This window comes from Sulfurospirillum sp. MES (assembly GCF_000789415.1).
Taxonomy (GTDB): domain Bacteria; phylum Campylobacterota; class Campylobacteria; order Campylobacterales; family Sulfurospirillaceae; genus Sulfurospirillum; species Sulfurospirillum cavolei.
The window spans coordinates 678,838-697,331 of sequence record NZ_JSEC01000001.1 but is presented as its reverse complement, the minus strand read 5'-3'; the positions used below and the strand labels follow the sequence as shown (position 1 = coordinate 697,331).

Sequence of the window (18,494 nt, the reverse complement as noted above, 5' to 3'; positions counted from 1 at the left end):
ACTATTTTTGCTATACTTTTAAAAACGTTCCAAAGGGATTGTGTGTTTCAAATCGATAGGCGCATCTTAACACATTTTGATTTTCTAATTCCTATTTTGGTTTTACCCATTATCGTTCTTTCGTACTATCTCGTCTCTGAAGCCAACGACATGTTAGCCACGAAACAGATTGTCTACTACGGTGTCGGGTTCGCAACTTTTTTGGTTTTTTTTATCATTCCGATTAAAAAAATCGAGTGGGTTATTCCTTTTTTTTACTGGATTACGATTTTTCTTCTCTTAAGCGTCGATTTCTTCGGCGTCGCCAAATTAGGGGCAAGACGATGGCTTGAAATTCCCTTTGTCCACTTTACGATTCAGCCGTCCGAAATTTTTAAACCCGCCTTTATCTTAATGCTTGCCTATCTTATCAAAAACAATCCGCCCGACGAAAAAGGCTACGGTTGGAAATCTTTTCTTAAACTCAGCTTTTATATCGTACTTCCGTTTCTTTTAATCGCGAAAGAACCCGACTTAGGTACGGCGATGATCCTACTTTTACTCGGTTACGGGACACTCTTCGTCATCGGCGTTCACAAAAAAATCTGGATCACGCTAGCCGTCGTCGTGGGACTTAGCAGTCCCGTTTTGTACAACCATCTCCACGATTATCAGAAACAACGTATTTCGGATTTCCTCTCCGAACAACCGAGCTATCATGTCAAACAATCCATTATCGCCATCGGTTCGGGAGGATTGACGGGAAAAGAGCGCAGCGAAGCAACACAAACGCATTACAAGTTTTTACCGATCGCAACAAGTGATTTTATTTTTGCGTATACGGTTGAGAGGCTTGGATTTTGGGGTGCTTTCGGACTCATTTCATGTTACGCGCTTTTGGTATTTCATTTGACGACGCTCAATTTTATGCTCAAAGAAGACCACTTCGCACAAGTAATTACGAGCGGCATCGCTTTGCTCATTTTCTTTTACATGAGCATTAATATCGCAATGACGATCGGCTTAGCACCGGTGGTCGGCGTTCCGCTTCCGTTTTACAGTTACGGAGGCAGTAGTTTCATTACGTTTTTTGCGCTTTTCGGTATTTTAGAAAACCTTTTGGCGTTTCGTTTCGATCCAACGTACCGATCCATTCGATACTCGCTCTAATCCCCTATTTTAGGGTTATACCGAAGAGTTTTTAGCTTTATTTAACAATAAAAAGAGTAGAATCTCACTCTTTAATTTCGGGTCCTTAGCTCAGTTGGTTAGAGCATCCCGCTCATAACGGGATGGTCGAGTGTTCGAGCCACTCAGGACCCACCATATCCGATCGAACATTCGGTTTTCAACCGAACCATAAAGGGCACATGATGAAAAAAATCGTATTAACGTTGGCATTTCTCTCCCAAGTAGCACTTTTTGCGGGCTTTTTGGACGATCTCATCGGCAAAGATAAAGCTTTTTTGGAAGCAAACGGCTTTAAATGTACCGAATTTTCATGCGTAACGAAAGATCAAAACTATTTTAACGTTAAGCTTCTCGATAACGCTGTAGAGTATGTCGAGGTTTACAGTAACGAAAAAGACGAAGTCTACAAAGTTGCATTTTACCTTTACCAAAACGATAAGCTTAAAAATAAAGAGCTTGACGATGCTTTTTTTAAAGCCTTGCAAAAAATCAACGAAAAATCAAAGTGGACGTATGAGTTAAGCAAAATCAGCGATAAATTCGGCAACGAGGCCTTAATCACGATGACGGATACCAAACGAGCCAATGCTTTTATCGCCGCAATGCGCGATACGTACATGGAAAGTATGAAACAATTTAGCGATAAAAAGTAGTCTTTGCACTTGCAAAAGACTCCTTTTTTCGAGCTTTTCTCTTCTTGTTTTTTCCGTCAATGCGATGAGTCGTGTTTTTTACCAGAATGTGATACAATACATTTCTAACGACAAATTATTGAGAGAATAGAAACGTATATGCAAGTAATCATCGCGGGAGCCGGAAGAGTCGGCTACAACATTGCTAAACATCTGATGCACAACAACAGCGTAACCGTTATCGATCAAAACGAATACGCCATTCACAATATCCAAGAAAATCTAGACGTCTTAGGAATTTGCGGAAATATCGAAAACCCGCATACCTATCTTGGAATCAATCCGCAAGTCGATCTTTTTATTGCCGTAACCGATTCGGACGAAGTCAACCTCCTCTCCTCGTTAATTATCGATAATATCGCGACGGTTAAACGTAAAATTATCCGTTTAAAAAATACGTTTTTCGCCAGCGACCAAGTCAAAGCTAAACTCAATATTAACGAAACGATCGTACCCTCTTTCGAAGCGGCACAACCGTTTAAATATTTAGTCGATTTTTCACATGCGCACAACGCCAAAGCGTTTAAAGAGACGAAAGCATTGTTAATTTCGATACGCTTGAAAGAAGATTTCACGCCGCGCATGATCTCAACGTTTATCGGTGAAATCAGCGGTGAAGTCGCCGTGGCAGGAATCGAGCGACAAAAAAATTTCTTTGTCCCCAAACCCGTCGAAACGCTTCTTCCGAACGACTTAGTCTATTTTTTCGCCTTCCCCAACGCCATTCTTTCAATTCGAACGACCGTATGCGACTATAACGAAAATGCGACGCCGATTAAAAATTGCGTGATTTTCGGCGCCGACGCCTTGGGTGTGGAAATCGCAAAGGTATTGCTCAAAAAAGGCATCGACGTTCAAATTATGGATAAAAATATCGAACTTTGCCGCAAAGCCAATATCGAACTCAAAAACAAAGCCACCGTTTTAAAGACGACTTACGATGCCGATCATATTAACACGACGCGTTTTGATACCGACATGTTTATCGCAGCGACCAAAAACGACGAATACAATATCACGAAATGCATCGAAGCAAAACAACGAGGTATTAAAAAAATCATCGGTATCAATAACGATATTGCATATTCCTCGCTGATGCGAAATTTGAATATCGAAGTCGTGCGCGGTGAAAAAATCAACGCGTATTACTCTATTTTGGAACGCATTCAAGCCAACGACGTATTCAATCAGAAAAAATTCTGCGGTGGGGAGGGTGCAGTGTTGCTACGTAAAATTGAAGCAACCTCTTCGTTAATTTCCGAGAAAGTGCCGCTTCCCGATCGCGTGGACGATAAAGGGCATTTTATTATTTTGAGAGATAACGATATTTTTGAGTATCGCCTTGCCGGAGCTTTCCAAAAAGAGGATATCGTCGTTGCATTTACCAAAGAGTGTGATTTTGAAGTCGTAGCCAAATGGTTCCAACAAAACCTCGCGTATTGAGTGTTCGATGAGCATAACAAGCGTTTTAAAATTTGTCTCCGCCGTCGGCTTGGTCGTCTTTTTCCTGTTTCTCATTCCGCCTTTGATCGGTTTTTTCTATCGTGAAGACGTCTTTATTTATGCTCTTTCGATGTTTTCGCTCTTTATCATCAATCTTTCCGTTTTTTTAATCCTCAAAAATAACCCGATGCATTTGGGCATTAAAGAGAGTATCGTTTCGGTTAATTTTATCTGGATTTTACTCGGTATCGGCGGTGCTATTCCTTTAGTTTTGTACAGCAAAATCGATCCGGCAGGTGCTTTTTTCGAAGCGATCAGCGGTTTTACGACAACGGGTGCTAGCGTTTATACCGACGTGGAAATTCTTCCAAAATCAATCCTATTTCATCGAAGTCTGATGCATTGGATCGGCGGTATCGGAATTATCGTGATGGGTGTGGGGCTTTTACCGCTCATTAATCCCAGCGGATCGCTCTCCTTATTTAAGGCCGAATCCACAGGAATTTCAATCGATAAAATCACGCCGAAGATTAAAGATACGGCTAAACGCATTTGGGGTGTTTATATTCTTTTTACCGCTCTCAATTTTGCCTTATTGATGCTCTTCGGTATGAACTGGTTTGATGCAATCAACCATGCGTTTGCGACGATTTCTACGGGCGGTTTTTCGACAAAAAACAGCTCTATAGGTGCTTTTAGCGACGGTGTTATTTGGACGACGACTTTTTTTATGATCATTTCGGGTATTAACTTTTTGGCGCATATCCGATTTTTTAGCGGTGAAAAATTTGCATTTAACACGGAAGAAATTAAGTGGTATATTGCACTCATACTTTTTTTGTCGATTGTGATGGCCGTTGAACATAATCACAACTCCCAAGACTCACTTTATTATTCGCTAATGCATGCAAGCTTTACCGTCTCAACGCTTGCTTCTACGACGGGATTTGCTTCTTTAGACTATGAGAAATGGGGGCAATTTGCGATGATGATCGCCATCGTTTCCATGTTGATGAGCGCCAATGCCGGATCGACTGCCGGCGGTATCAAAATCATACGCTATATCCTCTTTTTTAAAAATATCGGATTGGAGATCAAACGTTCGATTCAACCCGATGTCATTACCTCGATTTTTGTTGACGGTAAACAGATTAAAAGCTCTATCATTAACTCGATTTTCGGCTTCTTTGCCCTTTTTATTTTAACGGCATTTTTAACAACGATGTATTTGTTTGCGCGAGGATTTGACTTTTTAACGGCATTTAGCACCTCTATCGCTATGCTCGGCAATATTGGACCTGGGCTCAATCTTACGGGTCCATCTCAAAATTACGCCTTTTTTTTATGGTACGATAAAATCGTTTTATCGTTCGTGATGATTATCGGAAGGCTTGAGTGCTACACCGTTTTTATGATGCTAGGGCGTACTTTCTGGAAGAAATTTTAAACACTTTATCTTTGGGTTAATGCAAATCGGAGTATAATTCGTCAAATTTTATTTTGGTTATACGATGCATTCTTGTCTTTTCTCGTGTGAATTTTTCTTTGTGCGTTTCTTCCAACGAATTCGATTGAGTCACGCTATCAACGCTTTTAGGTAAAAAGTCTTTCATCATGCTTTCTTATACGTTTAAAAAAACTTCGATTCTTATCAAACGGACTTTCCACAAAAGTCGTATTTTACAAATAGCCCTCATCACGGTTTTATGGTTTATTGCACAAGAAATATCGCTTTTAACCCGTATGCCGATTCCCGGAGGCGTTATCGGATTGGTCTTGGTACTGGCATTGTTGTATTTCGACCTTTTAAGTATTCGCTCTTTAGCACTCGGAGCGGAATGGTTTTTAGCCGAAATGCTGCTTTTTTTTATTCCCGCGGTTCCTGCCGTTCTTAACCACCAAGAGTTCTTCGGATGGACGGGATTAAAAATACTCGCGATTATTATCGTCGGAACGATGATCGTCATTATCGGAACGGCGATCGTCGTCGATTTCAGTTTTTATAAACTGGAAAAACAATCCCAATCCGAGAACAAACAATGAATTTTGAACTTTTTTTACATTACCGCCCTTGGTTAATGGCGGCGGAAGTAACGCTCATATGGTCTTTTGTTACCATTGGATTGTACCTACTCTCCAAACGTTTTCATCGTCGTTATAAAAAGTGGTGGACGACGCCGATTATTATTACACCGATTTTACTCATCGTTATTACGCTCTTATCGCATACCAATTATAACGTCTATATTCGAGGCACTCACTGGCTGATGGCTCTTTTAGGTCCGGCGACGGTTGCGTTTGCAATACCGATCTATCGAAGAAGGAATATCATCGTTTTGTATTGGAAAACGCTCAGTATCGGCGTCGTTTTCGGATCAATTCTTTCAATCGCTTCGGCATGGTTTTTAGCATCGGCGGTAGGGATTGACGACGCGCTACGCCTAAGCTTGCTTCCACGCTCCATCAGTACGCCTTTTGCGATGGTGATTTCAGGAGAGATCGGCGGCGTTCCGGAACTGACGGCTCTTTTTGTTATTTTAACGGGAATTTTCGGTGCGTCGTTCGGTCAATTAGCACTTTATTGGCTACCCCTTAAATCCAAACTCTCCATGGGAGCTTCGTTTGGCTTAGCCGCACATGTTGCGGGTTCGAGCAAAGCTTACGAACTGGATAACGAAGTCGGAACGATCGCCGCATTGGTCATGGTTTTAACCGGTCTTTTTAATGTTTTGATCGCGCCCCTACTCGAAGCCGTTTTAAGCTAACTTACGGACGCAATGCTTTAAGTGTTTTTTGAATCGCCGTTAACAGAAAATCGATCTCTTTTTTCGTATGCGTAAAATGAATAGAGATGCGTAACCAACCCGGTTTTTCTTCAAAGCTTTGACCGTCTCTCAAGTGGAGTAGATCGTGTCCGTAAGGTCCGGCACAAGAGCATCCGGCTCGGGTTTGAATCCCGAAATGCTCGGAGAGATATTGGGAAATTGCATAGGGATTGATGCCCTCAAAATTCAGTGAAAAAATCGGTAATTTCTCTTGCGAATACTTACAATAAAGTTTGACTCCCTCAATTGCTCTTAAACGTGAACCGAAATAAAACTTTAACTCCTCTTCGATCGCGTGAATCTTGGCAAGTCCGATTTCATTGCGCAGATTGTATGCTAGCGAAGCTTTAATCAATTGTAAAATTGCCGGCGTTCCCGCATCTTCGATCACTTCGATATCGCTTAGAAAATCATGTGAAACGCGTGAAACGTACGCGACCGTTCCGCCTCCGGCAAAGGTCGGCACGGTTTCGGTACAGAGCTCTTTTTTCATAACCAAAAGACCGCAAGAGCCCACGCCGCCTAAGAGTTTATGCGGAGAGAGAAACAAAGCGTCGTAGTAATCGCAATCGATATTAACGTACGGTGAAGCCGCCGCCGCATCCAAACAGACGATGCCTTTATAGCGTTTGACGAGCGTGTAAATCGTACGATAATCGCTCATAATACCCGTCACGTTGGAAGCCACCGAAAACGAAGCAATAATCTCACGTTTTTTATGACGTTCCAACTGTGCTTCGAGGTATTCGATATCGATCTTTTCGTCTGCATCGAGGGGAATGCGTATGACTTCGCACACGCCTTCGCGGAAGCTAAGCTCATTGGAGTGATGTTCGTACGGGCCGACAAACACGACGGGAAGATTTTTCGGCTTTGCTCCGTATCGTTTTAAGGTGCGCGGCGGGATATAAAGCCCCATCAGCTCTTGAAATTTTTTGATTGCTCCGGTCGCACCCGTTCCGCACGGAAAGAGGTAAAATCGTTCATCGATTGCCAACGCTTTTTTCAAATCGCTTCTGGCTTTGGCATAATACTCGGCGGTTTTAAGAGCACTTGAAGAGACTTCCGAGTGGGTATTGGCATAGGTTTTAAGGATTTCTTGCATCTTTTGTTCAATCGGTTTATACGCTTGCCCCGATGCGGTGTAATCAAAATAGAGAATATGTTTATCGCAAATAATATTTTTACGTATCGCTTGCACGGCTTTTCCCAAAACTTTTTTGGGTATTATAGCGTTTAAAATCTCTATGCATCTTAATGGATCGGACGAAATGATAGACGAAACCCTACTCAACAGCCTAAGCGCGAAAGAAAAAGAGCTTTTTAAACAAGGCTTGGAAGACCTCATCAACCAAACGTACGTTATCGAAGAGGAGTATAAAAAGCTCGGCGATTCCTACAATGCGTTACAAGAGATGATCTTACAAATTATCGAAGTACAACCCAACGCTTTATGGGTTTTCGATCAAAACGGTACGCTCTTTTTGCAAAACAGCGAAGCTAAAAACGTGGAACATCTGTTGGAGAAATTTAGCGATCTACATGTCAGCGAGGAGATCGAATCTGAGGGGAAAAACTACCTGATCAAAAGCGTGCGTCAAGGCGATAAAAAAATTATCACGGCAACGGATATTACGGAAGGAAAACGTCAAGAGCGTTTGGTTTCCATGGGGCAAGTCGCCGCCCACCTCTCCCATGAAATCCGAAATCCGATAGGTTCTGTCTCTTTGCTTGCCTCTACCTTGCTTAAAAAAGTCGATCCGAGCGTGAAACCGCTGGTCAGTGAAATCAAAAAAGCGATTTGGCGCGTCGAGCGCATTATCAAAGCGACACTTTTGTTTACCAAAGGGGTGCAAATCAACCCCAGCGCTTTTTACCTCGATCGTCTCGTTAAAGAGTGCGAACAAGCCATTTCCCACTATTCGTATACGAAAGAAGTTGCGTTTCACTACGCCTTGGAACATATCGAGGTAAAAGCCGATTTCGAGCTTTTGAACTTGGTCGTACAGAACTTTATTTTCAATGCGATCGATGCAATCGAAGAGAACGATCAAGAAAACGGTAACGTCGTTCTTTCGTTTATGCAAGAAGAAGCGTTTAACGTTCTTGTTGTTCAAGACGACGGCAAAGCCGTTGAAAATAAAAATATTCTTTTCGAGCCTTTTAAAACAACGAAAACGAAAGGTAACGGCTTGGGGCTTGCTCTTTCATTGCAAATCGTGCAAGCCCACGGCGGTAAGATCGAGCTCCTTGAAGAACCCAAACGATTTTTAATTAAACTCCCGAAATAAGTCTTAGCCGATGATGCGAACGTGCGGCATCGAGGCAATTTTTTCATCCAAACTATCGTCTACGCCGAACGTCGTTTCGATGTAGACGTCTTGCAGTTTTGAGGTAATCACCAGATGCAACGCTCTTCTTCCTCCGCTTTCACGCACCGCTCGGTAGAGATGTTCAAGAACGTCTTCGTCATCGCACAAATCGACGGCGACGACTTTGGGCTCTAAAGGAATTTCGATGACTTTTGTTTCGACTTTCTCTTTTTTAGCCTCATTCAAATCCATAATCTTTAAAACGCGGGTCTTGACGCCTTGCTCGTCGTTGGAGATTTCGACCTTAAAACACAACGGCGCGTCTAAATCCATTTTATTCAAAATCTCGAGTTGTTTTTCAAAAACGGTCAATTCCATACTTCCGTGAAAATCCATCAACGAAACGATGCCGAATTTGTTGCCTTTTTTGCTGATTTTTTCGGTAATGCCCTCTACTTTACCGATCAAAAGGGCTTTGCTCGCATTTTCGATCTGATCGATATGGCTCGAAAGCGTATAGTTCATTTCGTCGATCTGCGCACGAAACGCATCGAGCGGGTGTCCCGAAATGTAAAAACCGATGGTCTCTTTTTCCAAATCCAACAACACTTTTGAATCAAATTCCGCGGAATTTTCAATGTTTACCTGTACCGAAACCATCTCTTCGGCATCTCCGAACAAGGAGTATTCCGCCATTTTTTTCGCACGATTGCACTCCGCGCTCGCATCGATAATAGCGTCGATATTTTCCAAAAGAGCACGCCTTGAATAACCGAATCCATCAAAACTTCCCGATTTGATGAACGACTCTAAAACTTTTTTATTAACTTTAGAGCTGTCGATGCGCGAAATAAAATCGCTCATATCCGCAAACAACGATTGTTCTCTGGCTTCTAAAATTTTGCCGATGGCGGCATTTCCCACACCCTTAATCGCTCCCAAGCCGAATAAAATCGCCTCTTTCCCGTCGGTGTCCGTAATCGCGCTAAATTCAACCAAAGAGTGTTGAATGGAGGGTGGCAGAAGTTTGAGTCCCAAGCGTTTAACCTCATCGATGTACTTGACGATCTTATCGGTGTTGTCCTGCTCCGAAGTTAAAAGTGCCGCCATAAACTCTTGCGGATAGTAGTATTTTAAATACGCCGTTTGGAATGTAACGAGAGCATACGCTGCCGAGTGGGATTTGTTAAAACCGTATCCCGCAAACTTTTCGATCAATCCGAAAAGCTCGATCGCATGGTCGCGTCCTAAGCCTTGCTTGACCGCACCGTCGGCAAACTCTTCGGCTTTTTGTTTCATATAGTCGATCTTTTTCTTACCCATCGCACGACGAATCAAATCCGCTTCGCCGAGGCTAAAACCCCCTATCGCTTGAACGATCTGCATAACCTGTTCTTGATAGACGATAACGCCGTATGTGGGTTCCAAAATCGGTTGTAAGGGTTTGGTAAACTCGTCAAAAAAGTACGTGACCTCTTTACGCCCGTGTTTACGGTCGATAAAATCGTCCAACATACCCGATTCCATCGGACCTGGGCGGTAAAGGGCAAGAACTGCGATCAAATCTTCAAACGTGCTCGGTTTAAGACGGGCATTAAGCGATTGCATACCGTCCGATTCGATCTGAAAAAGTCCTACCGTTTCACCGCTTTGAATCAAATCGTACACGTTAGGATCGTTCAGATCGATCGCGTTAAAGTTGATCTCTTGGTTATAACGCGCTTTGATCAGTTTAAGCGCATTGTCGATGACGGTTAGGGTCTTCAGACCCAAAAAGTCGAACTTAATAAGATCGACGTCTTCAAGGTAGTTGAGCGAATATTGTGTGACCAGATGATCTTCGCCGGAGGGTTGATACAAAGGGGTTTTATGCCACAACTCTTCGTCGCTGATGACCACACCCGCCGCGTGCATTCCCGAGTTTCTATTTAAGCCCTCCAGTGCCAGCGCAAATTTCCATACCCGTTTCATTCGCGGATCTCTCTCGATCAGTTCGCGAAGTTTAGGCTCTTTTTGGTATGCACCCGCTTTATACCCCTCTTCGCCTTCAACGCCTTTGCCGTTTAAGGTAATGCCCAATTCATCGGGGATCAGTTTTGCCATTGCATCCGCTTCGGCGTAAGGAATGGCCAAAACGCGCGCGACGTCGCGAATAACACCTTTGGCTAAAAGTTTACCGAACGTAATGACTTGCGCGACGTTATAGCGTCCGTATTTTTCGACGACGTAATCGATAATTTCGCCGCGCCTGCTTTGGCAAAAGTCGACGTCGATATCCGGCATGCTGATACGTTCCGGATTTAAAAATCGTTCGAAAAGCAAGTTATAAGGCATCGGATCAAGATCGGTAATAAAAAGACTAAACGCAACTAAACTTCCTGCCGCCGATCCCCGCCCAGGTCCCACTGGAACGCCTCTGCTTTTGGCTTCGCGAATAAAATCCCAAACGATAAGCATATAGCCCGGAAATTTCATACTGCAAATAACGCCGATTTCGCGCTCCAAACGCGCACGATATGCTTCATGTTTGCTCTCATCGACGTAGACGAGCCTTTTTTCAAGTCCTTCGCGGCATTTATAGGCAAAAAACTCATCGTCGGTTTCAAAATTCAATCCTTCGCGCGCTGCATACTCTTTGGTAAATTTAAATTTCGGCGGCGTCGGATTGCCCAGCTTGATCTCTAGATTGCACTTTTCGACGATCTCTTGCGTATTGGAGATCGCTTCGGGAATATCGGCAAACAGATCGCTCATCTGTGCGGGAGATTTGACGTAAAACTCATGCACGGAATGGCGAAGACGGTTGGGATCGTCAAACTCTTTGTTCATCGCGATACACATAAACGCTTCGTGCGCTTCGGCGTCGTCTTGCTCCAAATAGTGCGTATCGTTGGTAGCGATCAGCTTAATACCCGTCTCTTTAGCGATACGTAAAATCGCATCGTCGATAAAGAGCTGATCGGTAATACCGTGGCGCATGATCTCAAGGTAAAAATCGTCCCCGAAAATATCTTTGTATTCCAAAGCGATCTCTTTGGCTTTTTCATAGCCTTTCGCACCGAATTGCACGTTTCGTTTGTTGTTTAGGTTAAGATGCCAATTGACTTCGCCCTGTAAACACGCACCCGAGCAAATCAACCCTTCGGAGTGCTCGCGTAAGAGTTGCTTGTTGATACGCGGATAGTAGTAAAAGCCTTTGATGTAACTCATCGAAGAGAGGTACATCAAGTTTTTATAGCCGACTTCGTTTTTGGCGTACAAGCAGAGGTGAAAACGCTGTTTGGTGGATTTGTCGCCGATGTCGTCTTGGTTGTGAATGTACGCTTCCATACCAATGATAGGCTTGATGCCCTCTTTGCGCATGGTTTGGTAAAAATCAATGGCACCGAACATATTGCCGTGATCGGTAATCGCCGCCGAAGTTACGCCTTGAGATTTGAGTTTTTTGGCAAGTTTGCCTATTTTATTTGCACCGTCTAGCAAAGAATATTCGGTGTGTAAATGGAGATGGGTATACGCTATTTCGCTCATGTCGTCTTCTGTTCATAGGTTTTCTTTGATTGTAACAAAAACGGACTTAAGAGGGTGTAAGAAGTACCTTTAACGCTTTACATGTAAGCTTACATGTAAAGCGTTACCCCAAGCCAAAAAGGAGTTAGGCAGATGTTTTCGCAGCTTGTGCTTCCAATGCAACCAGTTGCGCTTGATACGAGACGAGCATTGCTTGCTTAGTCTGTACTTCTTGAGCATTTTGAGCATCGTTGCTCGATTTTTTCTCGGCTGCGGCGATCTCTTTTTCCAAGGCGGCAATCTTTTCTTTTAACGCTTCAATTTGATTTTGAATGCTATCGCCGCTACTCGTTCCGGAAGCGGCACTTGAGCCCCCGCTTTGGGTGCTACCACTAGAACTCGTATCTTCAGACGAACTAGACTCCGAATCGGAGTTGGACGTACTATCGCTTTGGCTTGTTGCCGCCAAAGCTTTCGCTTCATCTGAAATTTCGACGGTATCGACCGGCGTACTAGACGTCGTATCGGTCGTATCGTTACTTACCGTACTACTGTTTTTCGTAGCGGACGCACTCGTTTGGCTTTGTGTCGCCGCGAGTGGGGATGCATACGATGTGTCGATGGTACTCATGTTCCATCTCCTTGCAAAAATTTACCCCTTCAACCATATCGGAACAATCTTCGAAAAATTAACTTAATTGCCCCATAATTTTTAAAATATCGCCCGTTTTTTCTTCGATCTCTTCGACGTCGTGCGTTAAGGAACTCATCTCCTTGGCATTCGTGCCCATTTTGGCAGAACTATCGACGATACCGCCGACGATGACGTTGATAGTAGCTTGAATTTGAGAAAGCGAATGGTTGGTTTTATCGGCAAGTTCACGAATATTGTCGGCAACGACCGCGAAACCGCGCCCGTGCTCACCTGCACGTGCTGCTTCGATAGCGGCATTGAGTGCCAATAAATTAGTTTGGTCGGCAATATCTCCGATCAAATTTAAAATATCGCTCGCCTCTTTAGCATTGTGCGTCAAGGTCGTGAGCGTTTCCGCCAAATGTTGTTGGATACTTCCCATCTGTTGCATCGATGCCGTCGTTTTTTTAACGATACGGTTCAAATCGCTGAGCGGTTCGTTTTTAATCGTCGCAACCGAGTCGGAAAGTTTTTGAGCATTGGCTTGAATTTTGCCGCTTTGTTCTTCGTTTTCGCGAATCATCTGCGATAATGCATTACCAAGTGCATTGACGCCCTCAACCAACTCTTTAAGATCTCCGTCCGTCGCGATGGAAATCGGTCGGCTAAAATCGCCGTTTTGGAAATTTTTTAACGACGCCAAAGTCGCATTCATCACTTCATTAACTTTAGCTATCATCGCATCGATTTCGTAAGAGAGGCGATTGGTTAAAAAGTTCGAGGAAACGTACGACGTTTTATTCTCCATAAAACCGTTGGACATTTTGGAACAAATAATCAACACCTCGCCTACAACGCGTATATCGTCCAATCGTAATTTCTCAAACTCTTTAAACGTCGTATCGATGACTTTGACCGTAGAACCGATCTCATCATCCGTATCTTCTTCCAAACGATAGTCGATCATATTTTTCTTATTCGTCACATAGAGGGCAAAATCCTCAACGTAATGTTTAAGATTTCGCATACGTTTTCCGATCAATTTTTCGCTAAAGAATCGCGTTAAAAAAGAAAAAAGTACGACGATCGCAATAAGAATAAGGCTATTTTGTAGCACCATTGCCTTAAGCGCTTCGTCTAAAACCTTTTTTTCTTTCGTAACGAGTAGATCGATGTCGTCGGCATACACACCGGTTCCGATAATCCACTGCCACGGGGCAAACGACTCGACGAAAGAAATCTTGGCTTGAGGTTTATTAAAGCCCGGTTTTTCCCACATGTAGTGTACGACGCCTTTACCCTCTTTTTTTGCGACTTCAACCATTTCGTTAAATAAAAATTTGCCCGTAGGGTCTTTGGATTGGCTCAAATTGCTCCCGTCTAATGCCGGTTTTATCGGATGCATCACCATCTTAGGCGTAAAATCGTTAATCCAAAAATAACCGTCTTCTCCGAAACGCAACTGTTTAATCGCTTCTTTCGCTTTGGCTTGATACGCCGCAATGACGCTTGGATCGTCTTTGTTCGTTTCGTTTTGAAGTTCTTGATAGACGATGTTGATCACCTGATAGGCAATTTTGGTTTTGTCGCTAAGAGCTTCGACTTTGTCGCGCGTCATAATCGAACGGGTATTTTCAAGGCGCGCCCCCTCTTCTTTGTACATCAAAAAAGCGCTCACACAGGTTGAAACGACGGCGGTAACGAGTAAAGCAACAACGACCAGTAGCGTTACTTTAAACTGAATACTGAACTTTTTCATGCTCTTTGCTCCTGCTCTCGCATCTTTCGATACACCGCTTCGTATTTTTCGATTTCTTCGGGAAAGGCTTTTTTACGTACGGAAAGATAATGCTCTTTTCCAAACGGAAAGATTGTCGCATACACCCAATAATGTTGCCCGCTTTTGGAACTGTTTTTCACAAACCCTTGCCATACTTTTCCCTCTTTTATAGTCTCCCAAAGCTCTTTAAATGCGGCCTTTGGCATATCGGGATGGCGAATGATGTTGTGCGGTTGTCCGATCAGTTCTTCCAAAGAGTAACCCGAAACGTGCACAAACGCTTTGTCGGCAAATACGATATGCCCCCTCGCGTCCGTTTCGGAAACCAATAAGGTCGTATCGTCCAATACGATTTCATTTCCTTTCGTCTGCATCGTGAAAAATCCTTTCAATCCACATAATTCTCTGAGCATTGTAACATTTTCTTTTGCGAAGCAGGTAACGTTTTTTTAATCGTCGCCTTCGTCCACGCTTTTTGGCTGAATTTACGCTTCATTAACCGTCTCTACGCTACAATAATAGAACATGTCACATCTTTTAAAACGCACTAAGGATTCTTCATGACGTTTTTCGATTTCCGTCGACGACTTTTTTTCGTTCTGTTTTGCCTCGTCGCCCCGCTGATCGCCCAAGAAGCCAAAACACCCGATGCCAATGCCGCATCGCCTTTGGTAGACGTTTATCGCATTTTTAAACCCCAAGAAGAAGCAATTACGCTGATCTATCCCGCCAAAACGATCAGTGCCCAAAGCGTAACGCTCAAAGCCAGAGCCAACGGACTTTTACTCAAAAAATTTTTTAACGAAGGCGATTTTGTCAAAGAAGGCGACGTTCTTTACAAAATTGAATCGGATACCTACGAAGCCGCTTTAAACCAAGCCAAAGCCAACGTCGCAAACGCAAACGTGCAAGAGCACAAAACGCGCAAAGATTGGGAGCGCATTCAAACGCTTTTTGAAACGGGTGCTTCGAGCGAACAAGAAAAAGACGCCGCTTACTTTGCTTTTGAAAGTGCCAAAGCGGCTCTTAAAAGTGCCGAGGCTAGTCTCCAAAACGCGATGATTGCCCTTGATCGTACGACGATCAAAGCTCCTATCGGCGGCATGACGGGACTTAAATTGATCGACGTAGGCTCTTTGGTAACGGAAGGAACGCCTTTAGTCGACATCACGCAAATAGCTCCCTTACATGTCGAATTTTCCATTCCCGATAGCGACGTTATGCGTCAAAAATATGCTATCAAAAACGGCTCGTGGGCAAAACCCGCCGACGGAAAGATCAAAGCTTCGCTGATGGTAGGCGAACACCCGTTAAAAGAGATCGGCACGGTCGATTTTTTCGACAACTCGCTCAATGCCAAAACCGGTTCGCTCAAAGCCAGAGCCACCTTTAAAAACGAGCATAAAGAGTTGCTTCCCAATCAGTTTGTAAAAATTTCGCTGATCGGTTTGGTGCGCACAAACGTCATTAAAGTACCGCAAAAAGCCGTTCTTCAAACGCCTCTGGGCGCAAGCGTTTTTGTCGTTCAAAACGGCAAAGCGTCCACACGCGCTATTACCGTTGCGGAAAACAGCGGCAACGACGCTATCGTCGAAAGCGGTCTTCAAGAAGGCGACCTTGTCGTCATCAACAATTTTTTCCGCATCAAAAACGATATGCCCGTTAAAATCGAGCGCGTTATCAACGAGGCAGCACGCTAATGCGTTTCGTTCCCTTAAGTTTCACGCTCCTCGTGATACTATTCGACGGTTGTTCGTTAGCACCCGAACTCAACGTTCCTGCGATTGAAGAACCTCAAAACATACGCGAAGAAAACGTACATGTCGATAAAACCTGGTGGAAAGCGTTCAACGATGATGCGTTAAACGCCTTGATCGAGCAAGCTTTAACACAAAGCGACGACCTCAAACTTTCCGCCCTTAAAGTCCTCAAAGCGCGTCAAACCTTGGGCTTAAGCGAAGCAAACGAAATGCCGAACGTCAATGCTAACGCAAGCGTTTCGCGCCAAAAAACGAGCGACGAGACCTATCAGCACAACCGCGCACGTTACGACGAAAAAGCTTTCAATGCTACTCTCTCCTACGAAATTGACCTATGGGGCAAACTTTCTTCTCAAAACGAGGCAAATTGGTCGAGTTATTTGGCAAACAAGGCCGCACGCGAAACCGTACGCAATACGCTGATTCACGACGTTTTTAGCGCATACATCACGCTTGTTTCGCTTCGCATGCGTTTAGACATTTTAGAGCAAACCGTGCAATCCTACCAAGCGGCATACGATCTTCGCGCCAAACAATCCCGCGCAGGTACGATCAGCGACGTACTCGCCCATCAAACTTTAGCGCAATGGCATAATACCCAAGCCGCATACGAAGCACTCAAACAAAGTTACGCTTTACAGCAAAACGCGCTTGGTATCTTAATCGGTGCTTCGCCAAAAGCGATGCAAGAGCCCTATGCCTTATCATCCGCACTTCCCAAAGCCCTCACGATTCCACAAGGGGTTCCCTCTTCGCTTTTAGAACACCGTCCCGATATTACCGAAGCGCTGCAAACGCTTCACGGTAAAAATGCGCTGATCGGTGTTGAAAAAAGTGCTTATTTCCCGAGTTTTAGCTTAACCGGAAGCCTCGGGCAACAAAGCGAAAGCCTCGATGCGATCGTGCACTCTTCCGCCAATAAATGGAGCCTTGCCCCAGGACTTAGCGTTCCTATTTTTGATTTCGGGCGTATCGAACAACGCGTTGCGATCTCGAAAACCGATCTTCAAACCGCACTCGTCGGATACGAACAAACCGTCAAAAAAGCCTATAAAGAGGTCCACGACGCTTTGGCAAAAACGCAAACGCTTCGCCGCCAATATACCCTTCAAGAAGAAGAATTAAACGCCTATCGCAACGTTTTATCCCTCACGCAAAAACGCTTTGATCACGGCGTGGCAAACCCGCTCGAAGTCATTGATGCGCGCAAAAACGTTTTAAGCGGATCGCTTGCATTGGTCGTTACCGAGCAAGCCCTTCTCATCGCCCAATCCGAACTCTTTAAGGCGTTGGGCGGCGGTTGGAACGCCAAAGAGCTTATCTTATCCAAGGAGTCGTTATGAGCCGATTATTGAGTGCGTATCGTTTAGGTGCGCTTACGCTTAAAAACCGCGTCGTTATGCCGCCGATGTGCATGTACAAAGCCGACATCGACGCTTGCGTGAACGATTTTCATCTCGCCCATTACGCCGCACGCGCCATCGGAGGCGTCGGTTTGATCATCGTTGAAGCAACCGCGGTGGAACCCAGAGGTCGTATTAGCATGCGCGATTTGGGATTGTGGGACGACGCACACATTTCAGGACATGCGGCATTGGTCAAACAATGCCATGCATACGGTGCAAAAGCGGCGGTGCAACTTGCCCATGCCGGACGCAAAAGTACATGTGCCGTCTCGATTCCCGTCGCACCCTCCTCGCTAGCGTTTAGCCCCAACGCCCCCTTTCAACGTCCGCATGCTCTCAGCCTTGATGAAATCGCAGAGATCAAAGCCCGTTTCGTGCAAGCCGCCCTTCGCGCCGAAAAAGCCGGATACGATATGGTAGAACTCCACGCCGCTCACGGGTATTTGCTCTTCGAGTTTCTCTCACCGCTTACCAATGTTCGCATCGACGCTTACGGCGGAAGTTTCGAGAAACGATGCGCACTGGTATGCGAAATTGCGCAAGCGATTCTTCAAGCGACGCACTTAGGGCTGATCGTACGCCTCTCCGCCGAAGAGTGGGTTCAGGGAGGTTGGACGATTCGCGATAGCGAAGCATTGGCACGAAAACTCGCCTCCATCGGCGTCTCGATGATCCACGTCTCTGCCGGAGGCAATCACGAGATCCAACCTTTAATGCCCAATCTCGTGCCTTTGTATCAAGCCGCTTATGCGAAAGAGATTCGCACGAAAGCCTCGATTCCGACGATTGCGGTCGGATTGATTACGCGTGCCGAAGAAGGCGAAATGCTTTTGGAAGAAGGGTTTTGCGATTTGGTCGCTTACGGAAGAGAACTCTTGCGCAATCCCAACTTTCTCTTTTACGCCGCAAAAGCGCAAGGCGAAACGTCGCTGATCGAACCGTCGTATTTACGAGCCTTTTAA

15 protein-coding genes and 1 tRNA gene are annotated in these 18,494 nt (G+C 44.6%); 11 read left to right on the top strand and 5 right to left on the bottom strand.

Going from position 1 to position 18,494, the window contains the following annotated elements; all coding sequences use genetic code 11:
• Positions 1-42: 42 nt before the first annotated feature.
• From OA34_RS03460 to OA34_RS03430, 7 genes are all read left to right on the top strand, one after another.
• Positions 43-1,149: an FtsW/RodA/SpoVE family cell cycle protein gene (locus OA34_RS03460; RefSeq protein ID WP_039672400.1), complete on the top strand. Its 1,107-nt coding sequence runs from the start codon at positions 43-45 to the stop codon at positions 1,147-1,149.
• 79 nt (positions 1,150-1,228) lie between these two features.
• Positions 1,229-1,305: transfer RNA gene (locus OA34_RS03455), tRNA-Ile, on the top strand.
• Positions 1,306-1,352: 47 nt separating this feature from the next.
• Positions 1,353-1,823 carry a hypothetical protein gene (locus OA34_RS03450; protein ID WP_039672399.1) on the top strand — a complete coding sequence of 157 codons (471 nt, stop codon included), beginning with the start codon at positions 1,353-1,355 and terminating at the stop codon, positions 1,821-1,823.
• A gap of 138 nt (positions 1,824-1,961) precedes the next feature.
• A complete protein-coding gene (locus OA34_RS03445) occupies positions 1,962-3,305 on the top strand; it encodes an NAD-binding protein (RefSeq protein WP_039672398.1) in 1,344 nt (447 codons plus the stop codon).
• Between the two features lie 7 nt (positions 3,306-3,312).
• Positions 3,313-4,752, top strand: a complete 1,440-nt coding sequence (locus tag OA34_RS03440; RefSeq protein WP_039672397.1) for a TrkH family potassium uptake protein — start codon at positions 3,313-3,315, stop codon at positions 4,750-4,752.
• Between the two features lie 167 nt (positions 4,753-4,919).
• Positions 4,920-5,348, top strand: a complete 429-nt coding sequence (locus tag OA34_RS03435) for a CidA/LrgA family protein (protein ID WP_039672396.1) — start codon at positions 4,920-4,922, stop codon at positions 5,346-5,348.
• Positions 5,345-6,070 carry an LrgB family protein gene (locus OA34_RS03430; RefSeq protein ID WP_286682820.1) on the top strand — a complete coding sequence of 242 codons (726 nt, stop codon included), beginning with the start codon at positions 5,345-5,347 and terminating at the stop codon, positions 6,068-6,070. Before OA34_RS03435 ends, OA34_RS03430 begins: the two co-directional genes overlap by 4 nt.
• A gap of 1 nt (position 6,071) precedes the next feature.
• On the opposite strand, the gene OA34_RS03425 is transcribed toward OA34_RS03430, so the two are convergent.
• Positions 6,072-7,331: an aminotransferase class V-fold PLP-dependent enzyme gene (locus tag OA34_RS03425; protein ID WP_039672519.1), complete on the bottom strand. Its 1,260-nt coding sequence runs from the start codon at positions 7,329-7,331 to the stop codon at positions 6,072-6,074.
• Between the two features lie 70 nt (positions 7,332-7,401).
• On the opposite strand from OA34_RS03425, the gene OA34_RS03420 reads away from it, so the two are divergent.
• Positions 7,402-8,421, top strand: a complete 1,020-nt coding sequence (locus tag OA34_RS03420) for a sensor histidine kinase (RefSeq protein ID WP_041962010.1) — start codon at positions 7,402-7,404, stop codon at positions 8,419-8,421.
• A 3-nt stretch (positions 8,422-8,424) separates the two neighbouring features.
• Here OA34_RS03420 and dnaE read toward each other — a convergent pair whose 3' ends face one another.
• The 4 genes from dnaE to OA34_RS03400 all read right to left on the bottom strand — a co-directional run bounded on the left by dnaE (position 8,425) and on the right by OA34_RS03400 (position 14,740).
• Positions 8,425-11,973 carry a DNA polymerase III subunit alpha gene (gene dnaE / locus OA34_RS03415; protein WP_039672395.1) on the bottom strand — a complete coding sequence of 1,183 codons (3,549 nt, stop codon included), beginning with the start codon at positions 11,971-11,973 and terminating at the stop codon, positions 8,425-8,427.
• Between the two features lie 124 nt (positions 11,974-12,097).
• Positions 12,098-12,583 carry a hypothetical protein gene (locus OA34_RS03410; RefSeq protein ID WP_039672394.1) on the bottom strand — a complete coding sequence of 162 codons (486 nt, stop codon included), beginning with the start codon at positions 12,581-12,583 and terminating at the stop codon, positions 12,098-12,100.
• 58 nt (positions 12,584-12,641) lie between these two features.
• Complete coding sequence (locus OA34_RS03405) at positions 12,642-14,345, bottom strand: cache domain-containing protein (protein ID WP_039672393.1); 1,704 nt, start codon at positions 14,343-14,345, stop codon at positions 12,642-12,644.
• Positions 14,342-14,740, bottom strand: a complete 399-nt coding sequence (locus OA34_RS03400; protein WP_039672392.1) for a PAS domain-containing protein — start codon at positions 14,738-14,740, stop codon at positions 14,342-14,344. The genes OA34_RS03405 and OA34_RS03400 overlap by 4 nt, the downstream gene beginning before the upstream one ends.
• A 186-nt stretch (positions 14,741-14,926) precedes the next feature.
• Here OA34_RS03400 and OA34_RS03395 point away from each other — a divergent pair, with 186 nt between their 5' ends.
• The 3 genes from OA34_RS03395 to OA34_RS03385 are packed head-to-tail and all read left to right on the top strand — an operon-like array spanning position 14,927 to position 18,494.
• Positions 14,927-16,066: an efflux RND transporter periplasmic adaptor subunit gene (locus OA34_RS03395; protein WP_039672391.1), complete on the top strand. Its 1,140-nt coding sequence runs from the start codon at positions 14,927-14,929 to the stop codon at positions 16,064-16,066.
• Positions 16,066-17,469, top strand: coding sequence for an efflux transporter outer membrane subunit (locus OA34_RS03390; protein ID WP_039672390.1), 1,404 nt, complete (start codon positions 16,066-16,068; stop codon positions 17,467-17,469). The genes OA34_RS03395 and OA34_RS03390 overlap by 1 nt, the downstream gene beginning before the upstream one ends.
• The gene (locus OA34_RS03385) at positions 17,466-18,494 is read left to right on the top strand and encodes an oxidoreductase (protein ID WP_039672389.1); all 1,029 of its coding nucleotides are present in this window, start codon (positions 17,466-17,468) and stop codon (positions 18,492-18,494) included. Before OA34_RS03390 ends, OA34_RS03385 begins: the two co-directional genes overlap by 4 nt.

Excerpts from the sequence above, each read along its gene's own strand:
- OA34_RS03450 (WP_039672399.1), top strand. The coding sequence starts at position 1,353 with ATGAAAAAAATCGTATTAACGTTGGCATTTCTCTCCCAAGTAGCACTT.
- OA34_RS03445 (WP_039672398.1), top strand. The coding sequence starts at position 1,962 with ATGCAAGTAATCATCGCGGGAGCCGGAAGAGTCGGCTACAACATTGCT.
- OA34_RS03440 (WP_039672397.1), top strand. The coding sequence starts at position 3,313 with ATGAGCATAACAAGCGTTTTAAAATTTGTCTCCGCCGTCGGCTTGGTC.
- OA34_RS03435 (WP_039672396.1), top strand. The coding sequence starts at position 4,920 with ATGCTTTCTTATACGTTTAAAAAAACTTCGATTCTTATCAAACGGACT.
- OA34_RS03430 (WP_286682820.1), top strand. The coding sequence starts at position 5,345 with ATGAATTTTGAACTTTTTTTACATTACCGCCCTTGGTTAATGGCGGCG.
- OA34_RS03420 (WP_041962010.1), top strand. The coding sequence starts at position 7,402 with ATGATAGACGAAACCCTACTCAACAGCCTAAGCGCGAAAGAAAAAGAG.
- dnaE (WP_039672395.1), bottom strand. The coding sequence starts at position 11,973 with ATGAGCGAAATAGCGTATACCCATCTCCATTTACACACCGAATATTCT.
- OA34_RS03410 (WP_039672394.1), bottom strand. The coding sequence starts at position 12,583 with ATGAGTACCATCGACACATCGTATGCATCCCCACTCGCGGCGACACAA.
- OA34_RS03405 (WP_039672393.1), bottom strand. The coding sequence starts at position 14,345 with ATGAAAAAGTTCAGTATTCAGTTTAAAGTAACGCTACTGGTCGTTGTT.
- OA34_RS03400 (WP_039672392.1), bottom strand. The coding sequence starts at position 14,740 with ATGCAGACGAAAGGAAATGAAATCGTATTGGACGATACGACCTTATTG.
- OA34_RS03395 (WP_039672391.1), top strand. The coding sequence starts at position 14,927 with ATGACGTTTTTCGATTTCCGTCGACGACTTTTTTTCGTTCTGTTTTGC.
- OA34_RS03390 (WP_039672390.1), top strand. The coding sequence starts at position 16,066 with ATGCGTTTCGTTCCCTTAAGTTTCACGCTCCTCGTGATACTATTCGAC.
- OA34_RS03385 (WP_039672389.1), top strand. The coding sequence starts at position 17,466 with ATGAGCCGATTATTGAGTGCGTATCGTTTAGGTGCGCTTACGCTTAAA.